This window comes from Rhizobium sp. WCS2018Hpa-16 (genome assembly GCF_031843705.1).
GTDB lineage: Bacteria > Pseudomonadota > Alphaproteobacteria > Rhizobiales > Rhizobiaceae > Agrobacterium > Agrobacterium tumefaciens_C.
Window position 1 is genome coordinate 53,204 of sequence record NZ_JAVTIX010000010.1, and the last position, 26,269, is coordinate 79,472.

Here is a 26,269-nt window from a genome sequence, read left to right on the forward strand (position 1 = left end):
GGTTGCAAACACTCCGGAAAACCGCGCGTCTGCCAGTGCGTTATGGTATAGTAATAATGGCGGATACGGTGAATACAGACCCGGGCCAATTGCAGAAGTTGACGAGACGGTAATAATTCAAATCGATGTCACGGACCAATACACCTTCAACGTCATGGGATCGACGCTGACGGGTACTGGCGTGACATCGCAGGGATCGGCCTCGATGACGCTGACATGCCGTGCTTCAAGCGGTTCGGCGTCCACCGATGCAACTCTTTCAAGCCTGATAATAAATTCCGGAACACTTTCACCGAACTTTGGTTCCGGAACAACCACCTACACAGCTTCAGTGATCAATGGCGTGACTTCGCTGACGGTGACGCCGACCAGCAATGGCGGATCGATCAAGATCAACGGCGTTTCGGCCACATCCGCGCAGGGCTTCCCAGTCGCGCTCAATCCGGGCCCCAACAACATTGAGATAGAGGTCACCGCTGCCGATGGTGTGACTAAACAAACCTATTCCCTCACCGTGACGCGCGCAGCAGCCCCCCCGACAGTCACAAACATTTCCCCATCAACGGGAAAAACGGCGGGTGGAACATCTGTCACTATTACCGGTACGGACTTCACGGGCGCAACCAGCGTCACAATCGGCGGGGAGCTGGCGACAAATGTTGACGTGGAATCCGCTACTGAGATTACGGCCAAGACACCAGCAAATGGTGTAGGAGCCGTTGACGTTGTCGTTACCACACCGGCAGGTAACGGAACGCTGAGCAATGGCTTCACTTACACCAAAAGCACTCCAAACCTCACCGTTTCCGCCCCCAACCCTTCCCCTGCGCTGGGTGAATCCGTCACCTTCACCGCGACACTCTCGAACGTATTCTCGCCGTCCGGCAACGTGACGTTCAAGGATGGCACGAACACAATCGGCACCGGCACCATCTCCATCTCCATCTCCGGCACAACAGCCACCTATACCACCACATCCCTTACCGCCGGCTCGCATTCCATCACCGCCGAATATGGCGGCGACGCCAACAATGCCGCAGCGACATCGCCAGCGATCACCGTCACCGTTGTTGGTCAAGCGACCCCCACCATCAGCGTTTCCGCTTCCAACGCCTCCCCCGCGTTCGGTGAATCCGTCACCTTCACCGCCACTCTCTCCAATGGCTCATCGCCCTCGGGAACCGTGACCTTCAAGGATGGCACAACGACACTGGACACCGTCACAGCCTCCGGTACTATAGTGACCTATTCCACCGACGCGCTCAGTGTCGGCTCGCATTCCATCACCGCCGAATATGGTGGCGACGCCAACAATGCCGCAGCAACATCGCCAGCGATCACCGTCACCGTTGTTGGTCAAGCGACCCCCACCATCAGCGTTTCCGCTTCCAACGCCTCCCCCGCGTTCGGTGAATCCGTCACCTTCACCGCCACTCTCTCCAATAGCTCATCGCCCTCCGGAACCGTGACCTTCAAGGATGGCACAACGACACTGGACACCGTCACAGCCTCCGGTACTACAGTGACCTATTCCACCGACGCGCTCAGTGTCGGCTCGCATTCCATCACCGCCGAATATGGTGGCGACGCCAACAATGCCGCAGCAACATCGCCAGCGATCACCGTCACCGTTGTTGGTCAATCGACACCCACCGTCGCAGTAGTCGCCTCCGACGCCAATCCGGCGCTCGGTGCTTCAGTCACCTTCACCGCAACACTCTCCAATGGCTCATCGCCCTCGGGAACCGTGACCTTCATGGATGGTACGACGACACTCGGCCCAGGCACGGTATCCGGTACCACGGCCACCTATTCAACCGACGCGCTCAGTGTCGGCTCGCATTCCATCACCGCCGAATATGGTGGCGACGCCAACAATGCCGCAGCAACATCGCCAGCGATCACCGTTGCCGTTGCGGCACCGACTTTTACTTTCAGTCCCGCTGGGGGTGCGCTTTCGTCAGCAAGGGTAGGCTCCCGTTATGACCAGACGGTGACTGCGAATGCATCCAGCATCACAGCGCCGATAAGCTACAGCGTCAAAACGGGTGCGCTGCCTTCCGGCTTGACGCTGAACACCGCAAGCGGCGAAATCTCCGGAACGCCGACCACGGCAGGAAACTATAGCTTCACGATAGAAGCAAGCGACAATGCTGCTCCGCCAAACAGCGGTTCCGCGAACTACGGAATCACGGTTAGCCCTGCGACCAACTTCGTATTTTCCCCCGCTGGCGGACCTCTGCCAGAAGCCATGGCGGGCGAAGAATACAGCCAGCCGATTTCGGCAACGGGTGGAGTAGGAGCAACGACGTACGGAATCCCGACAGGCAGCCCGGCCCTGCCCGCAGGCTTGGTCCTCAATGTTTCAACTGGCGAATTGGCTGGTTCGCTAGATGCCAATACCGAGGGTGATTACAGCTTCACGATCGAGGCTAGAGACAACACCGGCGCCACCGCAACGGCTAGCTATACACTGCATGTCGCCGCGCGCGCCGTCACCGTCGATGACAAGACGGTCACCGTGTCGGCTGGCTCTGCGCCAAACAACGTGAACCTTGCAGCTGGCGCAACCGGTGGTCCGTTCGATTCTGCTGAAATCATTTCCAACACTCAAAGCAATGCGGGAACCTTCGCCATTGTGAACGGAGAGTTCGCACAGGCAGGTGGCTCGACTCCGACGGGATGGTATATGAAATTCACCCCGAATCCGGCCTTCTCGGGCAGGGTCAGTGTCGGTTTTCGCCTTACCAGCACGCTGGGCGTCTCCAATACAGGTACGATAACCTACAATATCGCTTATGATCCAGCCGACGTTGCGTACGAGATCGACACGCTCGTGTATGGCTTCGTCCAGACACGTCAAAACCTCATATCATCAACGATCAAGGTTCCGGGTCTGCTCGAACGCCGCCAGATGGCACGAGCCACGGCTCCCGTTACAACACGCATGACGCCATCGGCGCAGGGCATCACGCTTGGTTTCTCCACAAGCCTTGCCCAGATGGAAGCTGCCCGGGACAACAGCGATGGCAGAGTGTCCGATGAACAATTGCCATTTAACGTGTGGATCGATGGCACTTTCCTCGCTCATAACCGGAAGGACAATGGCGACAAGTGGGGCAACTTCGCCATGGTGTCTGCAGGTGCCGATTATTTGCTCTTCCCAAAGGTCCTCATTGGCCTGTCCTTCCATTACGACCACATGACCGACCCGACCAAAGAGGATGCCACATTGACCGGAAATGGCTGGTTCGCTGGCCCCAACGCCTCGTTGGAGATTGGCAAGGGCATATTCTGGGATACAAGCCTGCTTTATGGCGGATCAGCGAACAGTATTGATACTCAGTTCTGGGACGGAAGTTTCGATACCACGCGCTGGATGTTCGACACGTCGATTAGCGGTCAATGGAATATCGACGACGTCACAACATTAACCCCCAAGTTGCGCGCTCTGTACTTCTCCGAAACCGCTGAGGATTACTCAGTGACAAACAGTGATGGTGATGTCCTGACGATCGAAGGCTTCACCCAGGATCAGCTGCGGGTTAGCCTGAGCGCAGAACTGGCCCGTCAGTTCACCCTGGAAAAAGACAGGATCCTGACACCCAAAATCGGCTTTACGGGCGGCGTCACTGATCGGGATAGCAACAGAGCCTTCGGCCAACTTTCGGCAGGCCTGTCGCTCGATACGGCGGACAACTGGAGTCTCGACGCTGGCTTACTCTTCAATTTTTCGGCAGATGATGAAAAATCACTCGGTGTGAAAGCAGGGATCAGCGGGAAGTTCTAAGCGGCGATGAAAGGGACAGTAGCCTATTATTGTCCCTTCCTCATTCCGTTGTTCTGGCGATCAGGGTCTTGAGGGATATAGACCTTCGACGGCGATGCAAACCGTCATGCCCAAACCTGGTGACTGGGTGGATACGCCCGCGGTTGCAAGAGCCACGGCAGGAGCCACACTAACAGTTCCGCCAGTAATCCCTGTCGGAACGTCGAATTGAAATGCGCCGTGCCCTGCGGTACCGGTCACTTTGACCTCCAACCCTCCCAGCTCAACGGCCGTGGTTGTTGTAGTGGACGTTGCATAGATCGGTGCTTGCTGAGTGCCACTTCCACCCATTCCGAGAAATTTTCCTGTCTGGGGTTGGGCGACACCGGCTACTTGCAGGGCCTCTAGCTTTGAGGTTACACCAAGAGAACCGGCACTCGCGGGAACAGTAACCGGCTTTGAACCTGCTCCACTCCCTATAAACGTTGCCGTATGCGTGTGGGCCTTCAGCGGAACTTGACTATCACTCAAGACGATGGATTGTTTCCCAACCTTTTGCGCAAGATTGATAAGGTCAAGACCTTCTCCCTTTCCCTTGGCGATGACCGTGCGACCTAGTAGATCCGGAAGACGGAAATTGTTCGTGTTATCTCCGCCATACGTGAAGCCAATCGTACCGAACAGAGCCGTATATTCCCTGACGGCCAACTGTCGACCATCAGCCTGCATGTATCCTCGTGGGCACCAGTCAAATGCAAAGGTACATATGGACCCGATATAGGGTTCAGAGTTGCAAGCCGCGGCTGGCGTTGCGGTCGCGATCGCCGCAACTCCAAGGGCGGCACCCCAACCGCTTATCATTCCCAGGCTCGCCAATCCGCTGACGACGCTATGAATCGACGTTTTCAATAATGTCATTTGTACCCCCTCTGCATGCGAGGCATGCAATGTTGCAAGTTGCTTACTTTCGGTCACTACGCGCTTCCGGCGCACTGCCTCAATAAACCACTACAACCTAAAGGATACACAACATGAATTATAATATTTTATAGTGTAAGCCAAGATCGCGACCTACTACGGGTTTTGACTGGAACGGTCGCAACGGCGAGCTCAGATGTCGCGAAGACCCGCAAAGAGTGCCTCGTCATTACAACCCTCTCGGTAAAATACCGGCGGCTTTCCCAGCGGTGCTGCGATCTGCACCTCTGCGCCACCCTCAAAGCATTCACCGGTCCAAGCATGCACCCAACGGTCACCCTGCGGCAAGTAAACGGAGCGAGTGTCTTTAGAGGCCTCCCAAACCGGAGCGACAAGCATGTCGGCGCCGTAGAGATACGCGTCCTGGATCGTATAGGTCCGCCGATCATTCTGATAGTGCAGGAAGAGAGGCCGCTGGACGGGTAGACCACGCGCAACTGCTTCCTCGGACAAAGACTTCAGATAGGGGGCCAGATGTTGATAAACGCGGGTCATGCGGGCAAAATGCGACAGGACGTCCGCGTCCTGATCGATCTGAATATTCTCACGCGGGCGGTTTCCCTCGTGTGTACGCATGACGGACGTGAACGCCGCCATTTCGGCCCAGCGCATCATAAGCTCTGGCGTTCGCACATTTCCGAACAGGCTGGTGTAACCGCCGATATCCGAGTGGTGATAGGCATTGCCGAGAAGGCCTGAAGAAAGCGCGCCGCATATGACCGTGACGAGGCCATCGTGCCGGGAAAAGTCCACTGACTGGTCGCCGCCCCATAGAAGCGGGCAATATTGCTGAACGCCCGTGAACCCTGCCCGCATGAAGAACAGGGCATCACCCGTCCTGCCGCGCGAGGCAACTGCCTTAGCATTCACCTCGGCCCACAATGTCGGCCAGGCGTTGTGCATCAGCTTGGCGTCGATGCCATTCGATAGTGTGATATCGATTGGTAGATACTCGCCAAAATCCGCCATCCAGCCAGATAGGCCGTAGTCCAGCATGTTCTTGCCAATGATCTCTTCAGCAAACCACTCAGCTGCCGCCTCATTGGTAAAATCAACCACGCCGCAATCAAATTCGCCAAAATCAACCAGTGCGGTCTGTCCCGCACTGTCAGTGGCGAAGTAACCGGCCTCATCAGCGATCTTGAAGAGCGGACCATCGACGCAGAGATAGGGATTGACGTAGCCTAGAAAGCGGATGCCGCCTTCGCTCAATTCAGCGATCTTGTCTTTGAGGCCCGGATATCTGGCCTCGTTCGCCTGCCAGTCCCAGAACAATCTGGCGCCAAAGGTGGTCTGCCGCAGGCCGACCCAGTCTTCACACCATAGGGCGGACACCTCTACCCCTGCACTGCGAATTGTCTCAAGCCGGGTGAAGGAATTTGCGCCGTCTTTGAGGCCGATGATCGCACCATTGTAAACCCAGTCCGGCAGCGGAGGCTGGCGACCGAAGCGCGATGAGAGCGCCTCGACCAGTTCCACGAATGTTGGGGCGGTGAAAAGCTCAAGCCTTTCGGGAATGGCCCACACCTCGATCTCGTGGAAAGCTTTCTGTCGAAAATCGAACACGGAATAGGCTGTTGTCTCAACATGTAGCGCGTACAGCGCCGACGAGACATAGGTCGGTTGCGGATAGTTGGTGTTGTAGTAATCGCCGCCTGCTTTGTCTTTGACGTTGGCCTTGAATGTGATTTCGCTTGTCGGGTCGCGCCCCACGCCGGGTTCCGAGGTCCATAGCGGAAAACGGCGGCCGCGCATGTCGAAATAAGACATCTGCTCGCCACCGCCCCAGACATGCTCGTCGTCATCGGCTTTGATGCGGACCCAGAGGCGATTGAGCTTAGGATCAGTCGCGTCGAGCTTTATAGTATCTTCGGCAACGGTCAGAATGAGACGCGGCGGCTGTCCTGCTACGTCGGAGAGCGAAATCCTGTCACCATCGATCTGAGCGTGAGAGAGCGGGCGGCGCTCAATCACATAGTCTTCGATCTCGAAATTGCCGCGATACATGTCCATGCGCTCTTGGCCGTAGCCGACAAAGATGGCTGGCGATGCATCACTGTGCTCCAGAATGACCCGCCCGTTCAGCGAGAGCGTGAAGCCAGTTTGTGTCTGTTCGAGTTTCATCGTGATACCTTGAAAATCTTTCGATCCCGCGTTTCTGGCGCGCTCAACCCTTGATGCCACCTGCCGTCAGACCTGAAACGACACGCTCCTGGAAAATGACGATGAGAATGGCGACCGGCACGATGCCGACAACGAGGGCAGCGGAAATGACGGGCCAGGGAAAAGCAAATTCGCCCTGATAAAGCTGGATGCCCACCGGCAATGTGCGCAGGGATGGGTTGGAGTTGAACGACAGGGCCAGCAAAAACTCATCCCAGGCGTTGACAAAAGCAAGAATGCCAGCGGTGAAGACGCCAGGCGCGCAAAGCGGGACCACCACTTTGAACAAAGCCCCCATCCGCGTGCATCCGTCAATCATGGCGGCATTTTCAAGATCGCGCGGAATGCCTTCAAAGAATGAGACCAGCATCAACGTGCAGACCGGGAGGCTCAGCACCGTGTATGGCAAAACCAGAGCGGTCCAGCTGTTAAGAAGGTTGAGCGCACGCATGATTTCAAAAAGCGGAACCAGAAGCGTCACGAGCGGAAAGGTGGAAACGGCAATGATCAACGACAGGATCAAACCGCGATAGGCGAGGTTCAGCCGCGCCAGCGCATAGGCCGCCAGAACGGAAACGAGCAGGGTCAGCGCTGTCGATAGCAGCGCCACCATGAAGCTGTTGAACAGGAAAATATGCAGCGGCTGGTCCGAAAATGCCTGCATGTAATTTTGCAGCGTGGGGGCGTGCGGTATCCAGGTAATCGGCTTTGCCGTCAGCTCCGCTTCCGTCTTCAAGGATGTGAAGAGAATCCATAGTGCCGGAAACAGGCCGTTGATCAACAATATGCCAGCGGCGATAAAGCGCAGCGGTTTTCCAGACAGAAACGACATTGGACCTGATGGAGTTGTGGCACTCATGAGGACGACTCCTTGGTCCGGATCATACGCAGATAAACGGCCGTCACGCACATGGACAGCGCGAACATAACGACGGCCAGGGCCGAGCCGTAACCCAGATCAAGAAACGATACGGTGTTCTGGTGGATATACATGGCAAGCGTTGCGGTCGATGTGCCTGGCCCGCCGCCCGTCATCATGTAGGGAATATCGAAGGTCTGCAGGGCGGTGATGGTGCGGAAGATGAGGGCCACGACGATTGAAGGCTTCAGCAGCGGCAGGGTAATCTCGAAGAACTGCCGCAACCGGCCCGCACCGTCCACATCGGCAGCTTCGTAAAGCGAACGCGGAATGGTTTGCAGACCCGCCAGAATAATCAGCGCCATGAAGGATGATGTCTTCCAGATGATGGTCAGGCAAATGGCCGCGAAAGCCCAATTGGGCGAGTTGAACCAGATGATGCCCTCAAAGCCGAGCCTGTTGAGCACATCGTTGACGACACCATATTCGGAATGGAAGAACCAGGCGAAGATCAGGCCCGCAAAGGAAAGCGGCAGCGCCCAGGGTATCAGCAGGGACAGGCGCACCGGCCACTGCATCGCAAAAGGAAGGTTGGCCATAAGCGCCAGACCAAGCCCAACCAGAAGAGCGCCCGGCACGGTGATGAGCGTGATGAGAACGGTGTTCCAGGTTGTTTCCCAAAACACCGGATCTTCAATCATCAATTCGTAGTTCTCAAAGCCCACGAAGACGGCTGGCAGGCCTGACGTCAGGGACAGGCTGAAAAAGCTCGTATAGATCAGACGACACACCGGATAGACAATGATCAGCGCCAACAGCAGTGCAGCCGGTGCCAGAAGCAAGACGGCAAGAGAGCGATCGCTGAGGTCGAGCAACCGCGTCCAGCCGGGCGGTGGCGCGGTGCCATGATCTGCCGTTTTGGTTGATGATGTCATTGCCATGGCTTTGTTCCGAGACATTCAAAGGTCTGCTGGCTAAGTAGGGCGGCGCCATTGGCGGTCGCACCATTTTTAGGAAAACGTCTCCGCCTCCAAATGGGAAGCAGAGACGTTCAAATTCGAGCGGCGTTTTATCGCAGAATCCGCTTCAGGCGTGCTTCAATCTGGTCCGCACCCTGCTCTGGTGTCGATACGCCAGCCAGAACCGAGTTGACGGTCGTGCGAATGACTTCGCTGACCTCGTTATAACGTGGGGTCACAGGGCGTGGCTTGGCGGTTTCGACCACCTGAAGGGCATCTCCAAACCATGGTGCGCTTTTCAGAACATCCGCGTCCTTGTAGAGATCGGCATAGGTTGGCAGCAGCGAGCCATTGATGGCCATGAACTTGGAAACATCCTGAGATGAAAGATATTCCACTAGCTTCTTGGCTTCATCCTGGTTCTTGGAATAGGCGGAAACGCCCCATTCCCAGCCACCAAGGCATGTTGCCTGCTCGCCACCGGTAACCGCTGGCAGACGCGCAACGCCGACCTTGCCGACGACAGCGGATTCTTTGCCCTGAGCCTGCGCCCAGGCATAGGACCAGTTGACCGCGAAGATAGCGTTGCCTGCCTGGAATTCCTTGCGGGTATCATCCGTGCCGACCTCGGCAATGTTCTTCTTTGACACGCCTTCATCGACAAAACTCTTCCAGAGGCTCAGCGACTTGATCGCAGCGTCCCGGTCAAAGGTCAGGCGACCGTTCTCTGTGAGGTTCTTGCCCTGGCTCCAGTAGGGCAGAAGGAAGGTGCAGACCGCGCCTTCGATGGCTTTGCCCTGGAAAGAAAGTCCCTGAAGATTGGCATTGCCCTCACCCTCGGAGATTTTCTTGGTCGCAGCCTTCAACTCGTCCCAAGTCTTAGGCGGCTGAATGCCGTATTTATCCAGCAGATCCTTGCGATAATAAAGAAACTGCGAGTCAGCGAAGGCTGGCAGCGCAATGACTTTTCCATCCACCGTGTTGGCACCTGCATAGGCGGGCAGATATGACGACATGTCCTTCTTGGCAAAATCGCTTGTCCAGCCAGCCGCTGCAAATTGGGCAGGACGGACAACGTCAAGGATCAGCACGTCCAGCGACGTATCCTTCGCGGACATGACCGTATTCAGATATTGCGCCTGCGCTTCCGATGTATTGCCACCGGTTTCAATCTTGACCTTCACATCAGGATTGGAGGCTTCATATTTGTCGAGCGCCTGACGCCATACCTGTGGCTGGTGCTGGCTCGATATATAGACGCTCAATGTCGTCTCAGCCGCAGCTGGCATGGCGAAAGCCAGCATCGTACCGCAGAACAAGGCGCCGGTCAGTTTTGTCAAAGTCATTCTACCCTCCCGTTTGATGTTTTGATCATGCGGTCCTCCCCGCATGGTATTCAAGATTAGACTGCGCGTTCAGTTTGCGCGTCGAAAAGATGAATTTTTGCGGGATCGACCCCGATTTTCAGCGTGTCTCCAGCGCGGATTTGCGTTTCCGGCGGCATACGCGCCGTCAGGGTTTCCTCGCCTACGGCAAAATGGACCAGCGTATCGGAACCGAGAGGTTCCACGACCTGAACCTGACAGGTCAGCGATATATCCGATGCGTCCACCCGGAAATGTTCGGGGCGAATGCCAACAATGACATTTCGTCCCTCGGCAGCGCCGGCGTGACCTGAGGTCCGCAGCGCGGAAACCGGAATGCGGTCACCATTCACAAACACCAGATTGCCACCATCCACGCGGGCTTTGGCGAAATTCATGGCAGGCGAACCGACGAAACCGCCGACGAACACGCTAGCGGGGTGATTGTACACCTCATCCGGTGTTCCAACCTGCTCGATCTCCCCGCCCTTCAGGATCACGATACGATCCGCCAGCGTCATCGCCTCAACCTGATCATGCGTCACATAGATGATTGTCGTTCCAAGCTGCTGATGAAGCTTCTTGATTTCGGTGCGCACTTGGCCACGCAGTTTGGCATCGAGGTTGGATAGCGGCTCGTCGAACAAAAACACCTGCGGACGACGCACGATGGCGCGGCCCATGGCCACACGCTGGCGCTGGCCGCCAGACAACTGGCCGGGACGCCGATCCAGCAAATGGGAAATACCGAGCATGTCAGCGGCTTCATTGACCCGCATCGCGGCCTCACCAGCTGCAATGCCGCGCACCTTGAGGCTGAAACCCATATTTTCGCGCACCGTCTTATGCGGATAAAGCGCATAATCCTGGAAAACCATCGCAATGTCGCGCTCACGTGGAGCCAGACGGTTCACGACGCGATCACCGATCTTCACCTCGCCGCCGGTGATCGTTTCCAGACCTGCGACCATGCGCAAGGTCGTGGATTTACCACAGCCGGAAGGCCCAACAAAAACAACGAACTCCCCGTCATTGATATTGAGATCAATACCTTTGACGATGCGCAATGCGCCATAACTCTTCTCGAGCTTGGTAAGCGTAACTGATGCCATTCCTAATCACCCAACCCTCGCCGGGCCTCCTCTTGCGAAGAAGCATACGTCAGGATTGACGGAAATCAATAGTGTATCAATTTAATTTATTTCATTTGAAATTAAAATTTAAGCTTTGATTTCCCACGATAATTTTCGACTAATTTAAATCCCCGAATGAGGCAAATTGATTTCCGTTTTCTTTCATAAGAAATTTCGAAACCTATCTCAGCCGATTGACATAGCGCGCGACAGAGGGGTCATACCATGTGTGCGAGACCTCCGCCGTCACCCCCTCATGAGATGAACTGACCCTGAGAACATGCGGAACCGGCGCGCCGGATTTCGGGCCGAAGGGATCGGGCGACCAGTCGGGCACAAAGCCAAGATCGATGTGATCTTCGGCTTTCGCAATCCACAATCCCAAGCGCGTGCGGTAGTAGAGATAAAGAGACTCAGACAGGTCGTCGGCAGCGACGGTGTCGATAAAGGAGCCATCGAGCCATATCTCCTCGATGGCAGCCGCCTGACCTGCGATGCGTCTGAGCCGGCGAATCCGGTGCGCCTCGCTGGAAGTTCCGAAAGGCGGCAATTCTTTCGGCTTGAGTTCGCGACTGACGCTCAGGATTTCGGCCGTTGGAAAGCCACCGCCAGTGATCAGCTCCAGCCGGAACATGGCATAGACGCTCTTGGGATCGGTGACTGCCCTGATATAATTGCCCGAGCCCTGAATACGCTCAAGCAGGCCGCGATTATGAAGTTCAGCAAGCGTCTTTCGCAGCGTTCCGACCGCAATTCCCAGCGTGCGCGCCATATCTCGCTCCGGCGGAAGCTTCTCTCCGTCGATCAGTCGGCCCGCCGTTATGTCTCGCACGAGCGTCTCGGCGATCTGGAGATACACAGGCAGACTTCCCTTAGAACTCCGCATTTTCAAGCACTCCCGGCATCCGGCAGAAATAATTGATACATTATTGATTTACTAAATACCTGATGTTAGTTAATTGAGCAACGTCCTGTGAGGAGGATTTCATGACGATTGTGCCTGTAACGTCTGCAGATCTTGATGCAGCCGAAGTGTCCTGGTTTTCAGCGCTCTGCTCCGATGACTACGCCTATCTGGGCGTTCCCGACGGTTCTTTGCGCTCCAGTTGGGATCATTGCTCCTCCATCGTCAGGAAAGCGGAAGATCTCGGATTTCGCAATGTTTTGTGCCCATCATCCTATCAGGTTGGGCAGGATACTTTGAGCTTCGTTGCGGGCTGCGCGCCCATCACCGACAAGATCAATTTTCTGGCGGCTATCCGCTGTGGCGAAATGCAGCCTATCATGTTGGCCCGCACCGTTGCCACGCTTGATCACATGCTCAAGGGTCGCCTGACGCTGAACGTCATCAGCTCCGATTTTCCTGGCGAAGTGGCAGACAGCGCCTACCGATACAGGCGCAGCCACGAGGTCGTGGAAATCCTGCGTCAGGCCTGGACGCGGGACACAATCGACCATGATGGTGAAATCTACCAGTTCAAGGGTGTATCGACCGAGCCGGCCCGCCCCTATCAGCAAAACGGTGGTCCGCTCCTCTATTTCGGCGGCTACTCGCCCGATGCGCTGGAACTCTGCGGCGCGCAATGCGACGTCTATCTGATGTGGCCCGAGACGAAGGACCAACTGGCTGAGCGCATGCGGGCCGTTCACGCCCGCGCTGAAGCGCATGGCAGAACGCTCGATTACGGTCTGCGCGTTCACATGATCGTTCGCGACACGGAAACAGAAGCGAAGGAATATGCCGAACATCTCGTTTCGAAGCTCGATGATGAATACGGTCAGCTCATTCGCAACCGCGCCCATGACAGCATCTCTCTCGGCGTTGCCCATCAGGCAAAGGCTCGCGAACTGGCGGACAAGTTCGGCTATATCGAGCCAAACCTTTGGACGGGTATAGGACGCGCGCGTTCTGGCTGCGGGGCAGCACTGGTCGGATCAACAGATCAGGTCATGAGCGCACTTGAAGATTATCAGAAGATGGGTATTCGTGCTTTCATCTTCTCGGGCTACCCACATCTGGAAGAAGCCGATCATTTCGGTCGCAAGGTCCTGCCGCAGCTCAAAACCTGCTCATTGCCCCACGTCCACGGGCGCGTACCGGCAGAAACACCTGCAACACCCCTTGGAACTGGAGAACGCCACTAATGGACCGCATCGAACTCGCACCCGACCTGTCTCTGAGCCGCATCGTTTACGGCATGTGGCGTGTCGGCGATGACACGGATACCTCTGCGAGCCACGTTCAGGCCAAGATCGAGGCGTGCCTTTCGCAGGGCATTACCACCATCGATCAGGCCGATATCTATGGCGGCTATACGGCTGAGGCGATCCTCGGCGAAGCATTCAAGGCTTCACCCTCGCTGCGCGACAAGGTCGAGATCGTAACCAAATGCGGCATCGTCGCTCCGGCAGGCCGTCATTCGGCTGCCCGCGTCAAACATTATGACACGAGCGCAGAGCATATCAACGCATCCGTCGACGCCTCCCTGCGCGACATGGCAACCGACCATATCGATCTGCTGCTGATCCACCGGCCCGATCCAATGATGGATCCTGACGAAACAGGCGCCGCTCTCGATGCGTTGGTGGCGTCTGGAAAAGTCCGCAGTGTCGGCGTTTCAAACTTCCGCCACTGGGATTTCTCCCTGTTGCAGACCCATATGGAAAACGAACTGGTGACCAACCAGATCGAGCTCAGCCTTGGCGAAACTTCCGCCTTTACCAATGGTGATCTTGCCTATCTTCAGGAACGCAACCTTGCCGTTATGGCCTGGTCACCGCTGGGTGGCGGCGCGTTGATGACCGCAGGCGGCGCACTGGCCGATGCGATGGCCAAGATTGCCGGTGATCAGGGCGTCGATAGCGCGGCCGTGGCCATTGCATGGCTGCTGCGGCACCCAGCGAAGATCCTTCCGGTGCTGGGTACCAACAACCTGCAACGCATCGCCTCGATTTCACAGGCTGGCAAAGTGGTGATGGATCGTCAGATGTGGTTTGAACTTTACACGCTGGCAAAAGGCCATGAGGTGCCGTGATGACATCGCTCGACAGCACCCTTTCCGCTGACGAACACAGGTTCGTGCCGGATGCTGACAATACGCGCAGCTTCCGCACTGCGCTTGGTAACTTTCCGACAGGCATAACCGTCGTCACCGCCCAGACGCCCGACGGGCCGATTGGGATGACGGTAAACAGCTTTTCGTCTGTTTCGCTCGACCCGCCCTTAATTCTGTGGTCTCCAGCAAAGACATCGTCGCGGCATGATCTCTTCGCTGGCGCGATGCATTTCGCAATCCACGTGCTTGCTGCAGATCAGGGCGAACTGTGCACCCGCTTCACCCGTGGTGGTCTTGCCTTTGAAGAGTTGGCCTGGGAAACGAACGCCGAGGGCGTTCCCATTATCCCCGGTACGCTCAGCCGTTTCGAATGCGAGCAGGCATCGGTCTATGATGGTGGCGATCATTCCATCCTATTAGGCCGCGTCCTGCGCGCGGCCCACCGCGACGGAGAGCCGCTTTGCTTTGCACGCGGAGCCATGGGCCGGTTTACCGCCGTTTCCTGAGACAGGGCCGCACGCCGTGAAGGCGGCGGCTTCTTCTTTGAACTATGGGTGCAGCGCCTCAATCACGACGAAATAACTGACCGCTATCAGCAGCAGCAGTGAAATCGTTGAGGCAAGGATGACGCGCCCGCCAGCACTGGCCACCGTGCGGATATCGACAGACAGGCCAAGGCCAGCCATGGCAACCACTGTCAATCCGCTCGATATGGCAAGCAGCATATCCACAAGGTTTGGCGGGATGAGACCGAGAGACCTGATAACTACGACAGCCATGAAACCAATGATGAACCAGGGCACCAGATGACTGCGGGAGGTCGTGCGCCCCTCACGCCGGGCCGCCCTGCCATTCAAAATGCCAAGCGTGAAAATCACTGGCCCCAGCATGAGAACCCGCAGAAGCTTGATGACGGTTCCGGTCTGAACCGCAATCAAACCTGCGGGAGCAGCAGCAGCCAGCACCTGCGGAACGGCATAGACGGTCAGGCCAGCAATGGCACCATATTGGGCAGCACCAAGGCTCGCATAGACATAGAGAAGCGGCAGAAGGAGAACAGAGGCAACGCCAAGAACTGCTGTGAAAGCCAAAGCGGAGGCAACCTCATCGGAATTTGCTTCGATAACCGGAGCCACGGCCACAATCGCCGAATTGCCGCAGATGGAATTTCCGCAGGCAATCAGCATTGCAAGCCGGGGCGAGAGGCCGAGCAGGCGTGCGACGGCAAAGCTGACATAGATCGACAAGGTGACGATGGCCGCAACAGAAACGATCAGAGTGAGACCGGCGTTTTTGATGGTTGCGAAGCTGATGGACGCACCAAGGAGAACAATGGCTATCTCAAGCAATGTCTTGGAGCTGAAACTGATGCCGGGCCGCCATGACGCTTTTTCAGACAGCATTGTGCGGATGATGATGCCGATGATGATGGCAAAGACCAGAGGCTCCAGAAAGCCTGCACCAAACAAAGCGTGCTGGATGCGCCCCAAAAGGTAGGCTGCACCCGCCACCAAGACACATATCATGAGGCCGGGGATGATCTTACGGAGCTGGAAAAAATTCACGATGGCCTGTCTCGATTGCTACACTGAGACAGTTCATTTCATCTAATTTAGTTTACTTCCATCGAATAAATTTCTACGTTTCATTCGATAAAACAGAACGATTTCCCATGACATTCGAACAACTCGCAATTTTCGTTGCCGTCGCAGAACGTGAGCACCTGACGAAGGCTGCTGCGGCCATCAATCTGACGCCATCGGCGGTCAGCGCCTCAATCCGCAGCCTTGAGCAGCATTACGGTGTCGAGCTTTTCCATCGCATTGGCCGGCGGATCGAGCTGACCGATGCGGGACGCATTTTCCTCGAGGAGGCGCGCAAGCTTCTGGCCCGGTCGCAATCCGTGGAGCTTATTCTGAGCGAGCTTGGCAGTCTGCAACGGGGCTCGTTGAATGTCTTCGCCAGCCAGACCATCGCAAGCTACTGGTTGCCGCCGCGCCTGATGGAGTTTCACAACAGGTTTCCCGGAATAGAGTTACAACTGACGATCGGCAATACACGCACCGTCGCAGACGCGGTTATCAGCGGAGAAGCGGATATTGGATTTGTGGAGGGCGAACTGGATGAGCCAGCACTTGCAGCCTCCATTGTGGCCCATGATGAACTGGTGGTCGTCGTTGGCCCATCGCATCCCTGGGCGGGGAAAAAGGCGCTCGATGTCGATGATATCAGGTCCGGGCGTTGGGTCATGCGCGAAGTCGGCTCCGGCACACGGTCTGCATTTGAAGAGGCCTTGAATGATCTGGGTATCAAGGCAGGGACGCTCGATATCGTTCTGGTGCTGCCGTCGAATGAATCCATCCTCTGCGCATTGCTGACCGGCAGCGGTGCCGCCACCGTATCGCGCCTTGCGGCAGAGCAATATATTGAGAGTGGTCGCCTATGCGAGGTGGACTTTCCCGCACCCGCCCGCGAGTTCCGTCTTCTCAGGCACAAGGAGCGTTATGCCAGCAAAGCCGCACTCACGCTTCTTGAGATCTGTCACCAGGATACTGGCTGAGATCACCGGCCACCTAACCATGTGGCAAGCTCCTGTTCTGCGCGTTCCAGCGCGCTGTAATTCAGAAGCTTCCGAAGAAATGCGACGGTAACGGCCCGGCTGCGCAGATTATATTGACCATCCGGCTCGCCCTCGTCTGCTGTCTGGTAGACATTCAGCTTCTCATACAGGCTTTGAAGACGGTTCTGAACGCTTCTGAGCGACAGGTTGCGGCGGCGTGCAATCGTCTTATCGGTCAGGCCGAGTGCGACATCGACAAGGATTTCATATTCGGAATCGCTGACGCCGCGAACCCGCCCCAGGCTCTTTTCCTGCATTCCGCGCACTTCGCGGTCGATCACGCATTGGGACTCGATGAAAATGCTGCGCAATGCGAGCCGAAGACGATCGTCTGAAGCCGACTTCAGCACATAGCCATAAGCGGCTCCTTCAGGCACGATTCTCGAAACGCCACGCACATAGGCTTCGTCCGAGTAGTTCGACCAGAAGAGGATGCGCGTATCCGGGCGCTCCTTCCAGATGGTGCGGGCAGCTTCGATCCCGTTCCGCTCCGCCATTTGCAGATCCATGACAATATGTTCTGACCGGTTTTCACGCGCCAGCTTTTCGCCCGCCCTGCCGTTCTCCGCTTCGATGACACGATTGCATTCTGGCAGCGCTGCGCGAACGGCCTCATTCAGGTAGGAGCGATGAAGAACGTCGTCTTCCACGATCAGGACTTCCATCTCACAGGTCTCCCATGTTCTGAGCCGTATCAGCGAGCGTAATGCTGACATAGGTTCCCGGACCATGCCGGTTGTGACCCATTTCAAAGCGGGCTGAAATCAGTCGTGCGCGGGTTTTCATATTGCCGATGCCGAGGCCGTGGGTGGACGTGTGCTTGCCGAAGCCGCTTCCGTCATCGCTGACTGTTACACGAAGCCGCCCATCGACATGGCCCATGTGGACATGGATTTTTTGCGGTTGCCCATGGCGGATCGCATTGTTGACGGCCTCCTGAACAATGCGAAATAGCGATATGGCCACTGTTTGCTCCAACGCCTCCACCCGGCCCTCGGTATCATCCGTTACCGTGGTGATGATGGGCAGACCGCTATCGCGCACCGACCGCTCCAGATCATTCTCAATAGCCTGGACGACGCCAAACAGGTGCAGGATCGAGGGTTTTGCCTCTTCGATGATCTGCCGCAAATCCTGCATGGAGTGCTGAAGGCTTCGCACCAGCGGCTCCAGCATTTCGCCTGACAGCTCGGCCAGATGCGTCATCTGCTCGATGCGGCGCGCAAGCCGGGTCAGATCGGCCAAGGTCTGGTCATGCAGGTCCATGCCGATACGCTGACGCTCCGCTTCCAGCGCCTGGGTCAGTTTCAGCGCGCCCAGCCGCAAGCCTTCTTCGCGGGCATGGGCCTCGGCTTCCACGATTGCAGATCGCTTGGCCTGATCGGCTGCTCGGATGGCGAAGAAATAGGGCGCGAGAAGATCGGCCACCGCGCGGGCATTGGCCACATCCTCCATCGTATAGGCATTGGCCTCCAGAGAGGAACAACTCAAGGCACCGATGATATCGCCGTGAACCTTCATGGGAACATGCAGGCGGCTGTAAAGCCCAAGCTCTATGATCGGGCTGGAAAACGCGCCTTCGAAATGAAATCTGGGATCTGAGCAGGCATCGCCACTCAGCAGAAAATCGACTTCCCCCGACAAAAGCGAACGGATGGGACTTCCCGTCAGAAGCGCAGGCGGCTGTTGGCTCCAGGCGCTGTCCATGCCGCTCTCATAGGCAATGTGAAACTTGCCATCGATGAGTTTGATGCAGACATCGAGATGATCATGGGGAATGATATGGGTGATTTCAGTCGCGACGGCCTGAATGATCGAATTGAATTCTAGCTGGCCTGCGAGCAGTCTGGAAATTCCCATATAGTGATGAAACAGCGAGGATCTTGGTGTATCGAGCATAGGCGGACGCCCTCCCAAGCGTCTGCAACAGGGTTCCGTGGCGTTTGCACGAACCGGATGCCATTCTGCACCGTGGCAACGCCTGCGTCCTGCATAAACCCGCAGATATTCTGCGGGAACCCGCAACCAGATTGCCGGGATCAGCCTATACAACAAGGGCTTTCCCGTTCATGTTCTCCATGTACTGGGGAATGGAGCCTCAGCGCAACGAGAATCTCAGATGATGTCGAGGAGGCATCACCGAGGTTTCTTTTCCCGGGAACGGGTGGGCCACTAGGGAGGAAAATCAATGGCTATCAAGAAGATGCTTCTGGCATCGGTCGCAGTCGCGTTTGCGGCGCTGCCGATCACCGCACATGCAGATACATCCGCCAAGAAAATCGCGCTTTCGAACAATTACGCTGGCAATTCCTGGCGCCAGGCCATGCTGACAAGCTGGGACAAGATTACAAAAGACGCTGTGAAGGCAGGCACCGTTGCTGCTGCCGATCCGTTCACGACGGCGGAAAATCAGGCCACCGAGCAGGCTGCGCAAATCCAAAATCTCATCCTGCAGGGCTATGATGCCATCGTCATCAATGCCGCTTCACCGACAGCACTCAACGGCGCGGTGAAGGAAGCCTGTGACGCAGGCATCATTGTCGTCTCGTTCGACGGCATCGTGACCGAACCCTGCGCATGGCGCATAGCAGTTGATTTCAAGGCGATGGGCGAAAGCCAGATCGATTATCTTGCCAAGAAGATGCCGAAGGGTGGCAATCTGCTGGAAATCCGTGGCCTCGCCGGTGTGTCCGTCGATGATGAAATCCATGCGGGCATTGCGGCAGGCGTTGCCAAGAACAGCCAGTTCAAGATCGTCGGTTCCGTCAACGGTGACTGGGCACAGGATGTGGCCCAGCGCGCTGTCGCCGGTATCCTGCCAAGTCTTCCCGAAGTTGCCGCTGTGGTGACACAGGGTGGCGACGGTTATGGTGCAGCTCAGGCTTTTGCCGCTGCCAAGCGTCCAACACCGACCATCGTCATGGGCAACCGCGAGGATGAATTGCAGTGGTGGAAGCAGCAGAAGGATGCCAGCGGCTATGAAACCATGTCGGTTTCCATTGCACCTGGTGTCTCCACGCTGGCCTTCTGGGTCGCGCAGCAAATCCTTGATGGCAAGGACGTGAAGAAGGACCTGACCGTACCATTCCTGCGGATCGATCAGGCCAACCTTGAGACCAATCTCAAGGGCACCCAGAAGGGTGGCGTCGCCAACGTCGAATACAGCCTTGAAGACGCACAGAAGGTTATCTCCGCCGCAAAGTAAGCGGGAGGTTTCACCTTCAAGCACAAACACACCGCAGCGCTGAAACCGGCGCTGCGGTGGTTGCGAGGCTGTGGCAGCGGCTGCATAACATGGCGTAACGGCTGATGAATGAACTCAACTCAACTGAAGAAGTGGTCGCGGCACGCGGCGTAAAAGTGGTGTTCGGTGCCGTCAAGGCGCTGGATGGTGCCGATCTTGTCATTCGCTCAGGCGAATGCCTCGGCCTTGTTGGGCACAATGGTGCCGGAAAATCCACCATCGTCAATGTTATCAATGGTGGACTGACCCCGCATGAGGGCTCGGTTTCCTACGGTGGCAAGCCCAGCAGCTATGGAATTGCGGCTGCGCGTGCAAACGGCGTGCGCTGCGTGTTCCAGGAACTGTCGCTCTGCCCGAACCTCGCGATCAATGAAAACGTGCGCATCATGCACACGGACATGAAGGGCAGGAACTGGCGCAGCCGTGCGCTGACCCTGATCCGCACCAAGCTGGACGACATATTTCCCAACCATGGCATCGATTGCGACCTGACCATTTCGGACCTTTCCATTGCCGAGCGGCAGATGGTGGAAATTGCAATCAACTTTGCCGGTGTGAACGAGGAGCCGAAGCTCGTCATTCTGGACGAGCCGACATCCTCTCTGGATGCGGGTCTGGCCGAGCAACTGATGGATTATGTCCGCCGTTTCGTTCGCGCAGGCGGCGCGGTGCTGCTTATTTCTCACATCCTCGGAGAAATCCTGTCCACCGCAACACGCGTGGTGGTGATGAAGGATGGCAAGGTGGTTGCCAACAGGCCCGCTGCCGAATTCACCAACAAGACGCTGGTCGAGGCCATGGGCAGCGTGATGAAGGAACAGGACGGGCATCGCCAATCCACCCGCACATTCGGGCCAAAGGTTCTGTCCATGCCGCCGAGAAAAGGCCAGGGCTATCCGTTTGAAGCCTACAAGGGCGAGATTATCGGGCTGGCCGGTCTTGGTGGTCATGGCCAGACAGAAGCACTGCTGGACCTTTATACCTCGCGCAACAGCAACTGGTTTCCCACGCGCCATCAGGATATCGCCTTCGTGGCCGGTGACAGAAGTCTGAACGGCACCTTCCCCCTGTGGAGCATTCTGAAAAACCTCAGCATCGCCTCTCTGCGCGACTTTTCGCCAGCAGGTCTGGTGAACCGTACAAAAGAAGATGCGCTCGGCGAAAGTTGGAAAAAGCGGATCGAGATCCGCACGCCAGATGTCGATAACAAAATCCTTTCGCTGTCCGGCGGCAACCAGCAAAAGGTGCTGTTTGCTCGCGCTCTTGCCACAACTGCTGCAACTGTCTTGATGGACGATCCCATGCGCGGCGTCGATATCGGCACGAAGCAGGAGGTCTATGACATCCTGCGCGCCGAAGCTGCGAACGGCCGGACCTTCATATGGTACTCGACGGAAATGGATGAAATCCGTCTTTGCGACCGTGTCTATGTGTTCCGCGAGGGCAGCATTCAGGCTGAACTCAAGGGCGATGAGATCAACGAACAGGCAGTGCTTGCTGCATCTTTTTCCGGAGACGCACACGCATGAAACTCTCAACCAACGCCCTGCGCCTCATCATCCCGGCAGCCTCGCTGGCTGTACTTCTGGTGGCCGTGTTCTACATGCAGCCACGCACCATGAGTTATACGGGCCTCAACCTGCTGTTCAATCTCGCGGTTCCCATTGCGCTGGCCACCATTGCCCAGATGCTGATCATGTCGGTCAATGATCTTGATCTTTCCATGGGAACCTTTGTCAGCTTCTGCGCCTGCGTCACCGCCACCTACCTGCAAAGCTCACCGCTAATAGGCATTATGATTTTTGCCGCAGCGATTGCGGTTTACGCTGCGATGGGTGCCCTCATCCATATAAGAACGCTGCCGTCCATTGTCGTCACGCTTGGCATGAGCTTCGTGTGGGGCGGGCTTGCCGTGCTGCTGCTGCCATCTCCCGGCGGTGCAGCGCCCGGCTGGGTTCGCGCCATCATGACGGCAAAGCCGGCTTTCTTGCCGATGGCAATCGTTGCCAGCATCATCATCGCGGCCATCGCGCATTATATCGTCATGCGCTCGTCCTTCGGTGTCTTGATGCGCGGCGTTGGTGGTAACTTCCGCTCCGTGGAGCGCTCCGGCTGGTCTGTCATAGGCATTCGTGCTGCGACCTTTGCGCTTGCCGGTTTCTTTGCGGTGCTGGCGGGCATTGCGCTTGTCGGGCTGACAACATCTGCCGATGCCAATATCGCCCTGCGTTACACGCTGCTGTCCATTGCAGGTGTCATCCTGGGTGGCGGCGAATTTGTGGGCGGCCGCGTCTCGCCCATCGGTGCCGTCATCGGTGCGCTCACACTGACTCTTGCTGGCTCGTTCCTGTCCTTCATGCGGATTTCGCCGGATTGGCAGATTGGCGCGCAGGGGGCCATCCTCATCGTCGTTCTCGGCCTGAGGCTATTGCTGAACCGCCTCGAAAAGCGGGAGAAAAACCAATGAGTGCCTTGCAGAAATTCTCCAGAAAACCCTGGATATGGTCCTTCGTCGCCACCGTTGCGGTGTGGATCATCACGGTGTTGTTTACCGGCGGTGCCAGCTCCTTTGGCCTGTCGCATGCGGCACTGACATTTGCAGCCTTTTCCGTTATCGTCGGTATCGGCCAGATGTTCGTCATCACACTCGGCCCCGGCAATATCGATCTGTGCGTTCCCGCAACCATGACGCTTTCGGGCACCATTGCGCTGAAGTTCATGGATGTGTCGGATACGATGATCCTGCCCGGCCTGCTGGTGGCGATCGGCATCGGTATCGCGATTGGTATCGGCAATTATGCTCTCATCAAGCTCCTGCGCATTCCGCCCATCATCGCCACCTTGTCGATGAGCTTCATCGTGCAGTCCATCGCCATCTGGAGCAATCGCGGCCTTCGCATCAAACCGCCACAAATGCTGGCCGATTTCGCCATATCCAGCACGCTCGGTATTCCCAATGTCGCTCTCGTTGCGCTCCTTCTTTCAGGGCTGGCATGGATACTTCTCGACCGTAGCTTCTACGGGCGTTGGATATCGGCCATTGGGCAAAGCACGTTCGCAGCCAGAATGACGGGCATTCCCGTGGATGGCACCCGCTTCATCACCTATGTTCTGTGCGCTGTTCTGGCCGCTATCGCGGGCTATCTGCTGGCAAGTTTCTCCGGCGGGGCCGCGCTCAACATGGGTGCCGAATATCTGTTGATGTCGATAGCCGTGGTGGTCATTGGCGGCACGGCGGTGGCGGGTGGCGATTCCAACGTACCGGGCATCTGGGGTGCCTCGCTCTTCATGTTTCTGGTGGTGTCCATGCTCAACACCTACGGTTTCGGCGCAGGCATTCGCCTCATCCTGACCGGCCTCATCATCATTTCCGTCATTCTTCTAGCAAGCGGGCCGAAAAAGCTCCGTTGAACGCGAACCTCAAGTTTCGGATTATTCCCATGACGAAAGCCACAGCTTCCCATTATGAAATTTACGACGACCGTTTCCGCTATCTGATTGCAGGCAATGCCGAGCTTGAAGAGCTTTATACAGGCTGCCGCTGGGCAGAAGGTCCGGTCTGGTTTTCAGATCTGAATTGCCTGTTGTGGAGCGATATTCCCAACCAGCGCATCATGCGCTGGGTCCCGCAAAACGGCGTTTCCGTCTTCAGGCAGCCATCAAATTTTGCAAATGGCAACACGCGGGATCGCCAAGGCAGGCTTGTTACCTGCGAACACGGCACCAGACGGGTGACCCGCACGGAGATCGACGGCTCGATCACGGTGCTAGCCGATCGCTATCGCGGCAAACGGCTGAACTCCCCCAATGATGTCGTGGTCCGCTCGGATGGCAGCATCTGGTTCACCGACCCGACATACGGCATTCTTTCAGACTACGAAGGTTATAAATCCGAACCTGAGCAGGAAACCCGAAATGTCTACCGTATCGACCCTTCAAGCGGCGAGGTCGAGATCATGGTGGACGACTTCGGACAGCCCAATGGCCTTGCTTTCTCGCCCGATGAGACAAAGCTCTATATCGCCGATTCCTCCTCCAGCCACGATATCACCAGACCACGCAACATCAGGGTTTTTGATGTGATCGATGACAAACGCCTGACAGGCGGGCGCGATTTCTGCAGCGTTGACGCTGGCCTGCCGGATGGTCTGCGTCTGGATATCGCCGGTAATATCTGGACCAGCGCCGGAGACGGCGTTCACTGCTTTTCGCCCGACGGCACTTTGCTCGGAAAGATCAAAGTCCCGCAAACGGTCGCAAACCTCACCTTCGGCGGCGCGCGCAAGAACCGACTGTTCATCACCGCGTCGAAATCGCTCTATTCGATCTATGTATCGACAGCGGGCGCGCAATATCCTTGAATCACATGGCGGGCAAGCGTGGTCTACACGCTCGCCCGTAGTGCCACGATCTCCTGCCATGCCTTATAGGCGGATATCACGGTCTGCATCTGCGCCGTGTGGCCGGCAATGAAATCATCCCCATAGATGGTTTCATCGGGGTATTCGGTGATGAGCGTCATGGGAACTGTGTGGCGATCATCAACGGAAGACAGGCACGGAAAACCGTTGATGAGGCGAAAGCCGGTTTCGCCTGCATGGGTTTCGTAAAGCGCGATCTGGCGATCATTATACTCCAGCAGGCCGGGTATCGTACCCAGATGGCGCGTCACCTTATCGAGCAAAATTTCCGCTTGTTCGGCCCATTCGGGGTGGTGCCGCATAACCAGGAAAAAGCCCTTTGGCAGCGTCCACATGGCAAAATTACGAGGCACATAGCCAGAAAGCGGGCGGGTCCATTCATGCGACGGGTAGCCATGCAGGTTCACATGCAGGGTCGCACCGCTCAATTCCTGCGCTGCAAAGCGAATGGCCTTCTCGTTGAGATGCGCGCCTGAATTTTCTGATGTCCGGTATTCGAGATCGTCACCCAGGGCAGTGTAGCGCGCGGCATGGTGCATATGCCTTGGATTGTCCACACGAAGCCGCTGGTGGATAGCGTAACCATCAGGGTTTTCAAGCGGCGAAATGGTGAAATGCGCACCTGTCCGCTTTTGCAATTCGCGCGCCGCACGTAACGCTCCGACAATGCCCGTCGTCTCGTTCGGATGTTGCCCACCGCTGATCATCACGGCAGCATCGCTCCCCTTGATATAGCGCGCCGAAACCTGCCGCCCTGAACGCGCGTGCGCGGTAAACTCTTCTCCACCAACTTCGGTCAACAGGCGCGATATTTGTGCCGCCGAAAGAGGTGCTGCGGCCGTATCGATCAGTTGATCGGCTGCGTCGATGAAGCTAGTGCCGAGCGGCTGTTCCTCAATCAGAACAGAAATCTCACCGGCACTACCTATGATCTCAGGAACAATCTGGCCCGGCTTCAGCCCACGATCACCCAGCGGGCGGCCTGATTTCTTTTGGAAGAATTCGAGCAGGGAGAAGTAGAAATCCTCATGCAGCGCTTCACGCAGGCTGATGACTTCATCGCCGATGGCAAGCGGTTGATCTTCGCATGGAAAGAGAACGCGGATATTCAGTTCTTCGAAATAGGGCTCGTCATTGCCCCAATCATGCTCTGCAACGGCTTGAATGGCCGATGCGAACAGGCGCTTATAATCCGTTTCCAGCCGTTCGCCAACCTCATCGCCATCACGCCACAGCCAACCCGTTGGCGACACATTGGTTTCGCCAACGACATCCACATGCACGCGGTTGGGCGCGAAGACTTTCAGTGTCTCGGTTTCTCCAGCGCGAGTCAGAACCACGTCATAGAAGAAACCGTCGTCCTCACGCGGTACAAATTCGATTTCTGCCTGCCCGGCAAGCGCCGCAAGCGGATAGGCTTCAAGCCGGAAACGATTTGCAGCGGCAGTGGCGTGAACGGGGTAGCTGATCCTGATATGATCAACGCCCGCTAAATCGATCTCTTCGAGAAAGGCGTGAAGCAAAGGCTTGTAAGCGCTCCGGATCCGCGCCGTCACACCTTTGTCTTCAAGGCGACGTTCGGCATCTCGGCGGCTTTTCGCATCGTCGAAGGTCCATGCTTCGAAAGTCTGACCTTCAACTGCATGTAGTACAAGATCATCCAACGTGCGAGCAAACGTTTGGCTGAAAATCTGCGTCATGAT

Annotated in this window: 22 protein-coding genes; 10 read left to right on the forward strand and 12 right to left on the reverse strand. The window is 56.7% G+C overall.

Annotation, left to right across the window (positions count from 1 at the left end; genetic code table 11):
• Positions 1–117: 117 nt before the first annotated feature.
• Positions 118–246 carry a hypothetical protein gene (locus RQI55_RS21640; protein ID WP_311273760.1) on the reverse strand — a complete coding sequence of 43 codons (129 nt, stop codon included), beginning with the start codon at positions 244–246 and terminating at the stop codon, positions 118–120.
• On the opposite strand from RQI55_RS21640, the gene RQI55_RS21645 reads away from it, so the two are divergent.
• Positions 206–3,790, forward strand: coding sequence for an Ig-like domain repeat protein (locus RQI55_RS21645; RefSeq protein ID WP_311276930.1), 3,585 nt, complete (start codon positions 206–208; stop codon positions 3,788–3,790). The two genes, RQI55_RS21640 and RQI55_RS21645, sit on opposite strands and share 41 nt — an antisense overlap.
• 60 nt (positions 3,791–3,850) lie before the next feature.
• On the opposite strand, the gene RQI55_RS21650 is transcribed toward RQI55_RS21645, so the two are convergent.
• The 7 genes from RQI55_RS21650 to RQI55_RS21680 form a co-directional block, all read right to left on the reverse strand.
• Positions 3,851–4,687: a tail fiber protein gene (locus RQI55_RS21650; protein ID WP_311272921.1), complete on the reverse strand. Its 837-nt coding sequence runs from the start codon at positions 4,685–4,687 to the stop codon at positions 3,851–3,853.
• A 192-nt stretch (positions 4,688–4,879) separates the two neighbouring features.
• A complete protein-coding gene (locus tag RQI55_RS21655) occupies positions 4,880–6,871 on the reverse strand; it encodes an alpha-glucosidase (protein WP_311272922.1) in 1,992 nt (663 codons plus the stop codon).
• A gap of 43 nt (positions 6,872–6,914) precedes the next feature.
• Positions 6,915–7,769, reverse strand: coding sequence for a carbohydrate ABC transporter permease (locus RQI55_RS21660; protein ID WP_042618746.1), 855 nt, complete (start codon positions 7,767–7,769; stop codon positions 6,915–6,917).
• A complete protein-coding gene (locus RQI55_RS21665) occupies positions 7,766–8,704 on the reverse strand; it encodes a carbohydrate ABC transporter permease (protein ID WP_409233763.1) in 939 nt (312 codons plus the stop codon). Before RQI55_RS21665 ends, RQI55_RS21660 begins: the two co-directional genes overlap by 4 nt.
• 134 nt (positions 8,705–8,838) lie before the next feature.
• Entirely contained in the window at positions 8,839–10,074 is a 1,236-nt protein-coding gene (locus RQI55_RS21670; RefSeq protein WP_311272923.1) for an ABC transporter substrate-binding protein, read from the reverse strand.
• Between the two features lie 56 nt (positions 10,075–10,130).
• The gene (locus RQI55_RS21675; RefSeq protein ID WP_311272924.1) at positions 10,131–11,204 is read right to left on the reverse strand and encodes a sn-glycerol-3-phosphate ABC transporter ATP-binding protein UgpC; all 1,074 of its coding nucleotides are present in this window, start codon (positions 11,202–11,204) and stop codon (positions 10,131–10,133) included.
• A 202-nt stretch (positions 11,205–11,406) separates the two neighbouring features.
• Positions 11,407–12,111 carry a GntR family transcriptional regulator gene (locus RQI55_RS21680; protein WP_192067299.1) on the reverse strand — a complete coding sequence of 235 codons (705 nt, stop codon included), beginning with the start codon at positions 12,109–12,111 and terminating at the stop codon, positions 11,407–11,409.
• Between the two features lie 101 nt (positions 12,112–12,212).
• On the opposite strand from RQI55_RS21680, the gene RQI55_RS21685 reads away from it, so the two are divergent.
• From RQI55_RS21685 to RQI55_RS21695, 3 genes are read left to right on the forward strand one after another with little or no spacing between them, the layout of a single operon-like run.
• Entirely contained in the window at positions 12,213–13,370 is a 1,158-nt protein-coding gene (locus RQI55_RS21685) for an LLM class flavin-dependent oxidoreductase (RefSeq protein ID WP_311272925.1), read from the forward strand.
• Entirely contained in the window at positions 13,370–14,260 is an 891-nt protein-coding gene (locus RQI55_RS21690; protein WP_311272926.1) for an aldo/keto reductase, read from the forward strand. Before RQI55_RS21685 ends, RQI55_RS21690 begins: the two co-directional genes overlap by 1 nt.
• Positions 14,260–14,787 carry a flavin reductase family protein gene (locus RQI55_RS21695; protein ID WP_311272927.1) on the forward strand — a complete coding sequence of 176 codons (528 nt, stop codon included), beginning with the start codon at positions 14,260–14,262 and terminating at the stop codon, positions 14,785–14,787. Before RQI55_RS21690 ends, RQI55_RS21695 begins: the two co-directional genes overlap by 1 nt.
• 42 nt (positions 14,788–14,829) lie before the next feature.
• On the opposite strand, the gene RQI55_RS21700 is transcribed toward RQI55_RS21695, so the two are convergent.
• Positions 14,830–15,807 carry a putative sulfate exporter family transporter gene (locus RQI55_RS21700; protein ID WP_311273098.1) on the reverse strand — a complete coding sequence of 326 codons (978 nt, stop codon included), beginning with the start codon at positions 15,805–15,807 and terminating at the stop codon, positions 14,830–14,832.
• Between the two features lie 146 nt (positions 15,808–15,953).
• On the opposite strand from RQI55_RS21700, the gene RQI55_RS21705 reads away from it, so the two are divergent.
• On the forward strand, positions 15,954–16,841 hold the full coding sequence (locus RQI55_RS21705; RefSeq protein ID WP_311272928.1) for a LysR substrate-binding domain-containing protein: 888 nt from the start codon (positions 15,954–15,956) through the stop codon (positions 16,839–16,841).
• A 2-nt stretch (positions 16,842–16,843) separates the two neighbouring features.
• Here the strand turns inward: RQI55_RS21705 and RQI55_RS21710 are convergent, their stop codons facing one another.
• Both RQI55_RS21710 and RQI55_RS21715 read right to left on the reverse strand, forming a co-directional pair.
• Positions 16,844–17,566: a response regulator transcription factor gene (locus RQI55_RS21710; RefSeq protein WP_311272929.1), complete on the reverse strand. Its 723-nt coding sequence runs from the start codon at positions 17,564–17,566 to the stop codon at positions 16,844–16,846.
• A 1-nt stretch (position 17,567) separates the two neighbouring features.
• Positions 17,568–18,800, reverse strand: coding sequence for a sensor histidine kinase (locus tag RQI55_RS21715; RefSeq protein ID WP_311272930.1), 1,233 nt, complete (start codon positions 18,798–18,800; stop codon positions 17,568–17,570).
• Positions 18,801–19,089: 289 nt separating this feature from the next.
• Here RQI55_RS21715 and RQI55_RS21720 point away from each other — a divergent pair, with 289 nt between their 5' ends.
• The 5 genes from RQI55_RS21720 to RQI55_RS21740 all read left to right on the forward strand — a co-directional run bounded on the left by RQI55_RS21720 (position 19,090) and on the right by RQI55_RS21740 (position 24,506).
• A complete protein-coding gene (locus RQI55_RS21720; RefSeq protein WP_042616988.1) occupies positions 19,090–20,106 on the forward strand; it encodes an ABC transporter substrate-binding protein in 1,017 nt (338 codons plus the stop codon).
• A gap of 104 nt (positions 20,107–20,210) precedes the next feature.
• Complete coding sequence (locus RQI55_RS21725; protein WP_311272931.1) at positions 20,211–21,674, forward strand: sugar ABC transporter ATP-binding protein; 1,464 nt, start codon at positions 20,211–20,213, stop codon at positions 21,672–21,674.
• Complete coding sequence (locus RQI55_RS21730) at positions 21,671–22,612, forward strand: ABC transporter permease (RefSeq protein WP_311272932.1); 942 nt, start codon at positions 21,671–21,673, stop codon at positions 22,610–22,612. The genes RQI55_RS21725 and RQI55_RS21730 overlap by 4 nt, the downstream gene beginning before the upstream one ends.
• A complete protein-coding gene (locus tag RQI55_RS21735; RefSeq protein ID WP_311272933.1) occupies positions 22,609–23,556 on the forward strand; it encodes an ABC transporter permease in 948 nt (315 codons plus the stop codon). The genes RQI55_RS21730 and RQI55_RS21735 overlap by 4 nt, the downstream gene beginning before the upstream one ends.
• Positions 23,557–23,585: 29 nt before the next feature.
• A complete protein-coding gene (locus RQI55_RS21740; protein WP_042617043.1) occupies positions 23,586–24,506 on the forward strand; it encodes an SMP-30/gluconolactonase/LRE family protein in 921 nt (306 codons plus the stop codon).
• A 23-nt stretch (positions 24,507–24,529) separates the two neighbouring features.
• Here the strand turns inward: RQI55_RS21740 and RQI55_RS21745 are convergent, their stop codons facing one another.
• The gene (locus RQI55_RS21745; protein ID WP_311272934.1) at positions 24,530–26,266 is read right to left on the reverse strand and encodes a M14 family metallopeptidase; all 1,737 of its coding nucleotides are present in this window, start codon (positions 26,264–26,266) and stop codon (positions 24,530–24,532) included.
• Positions 26,267–26,269: the final 3 nt, after the last annotated feature.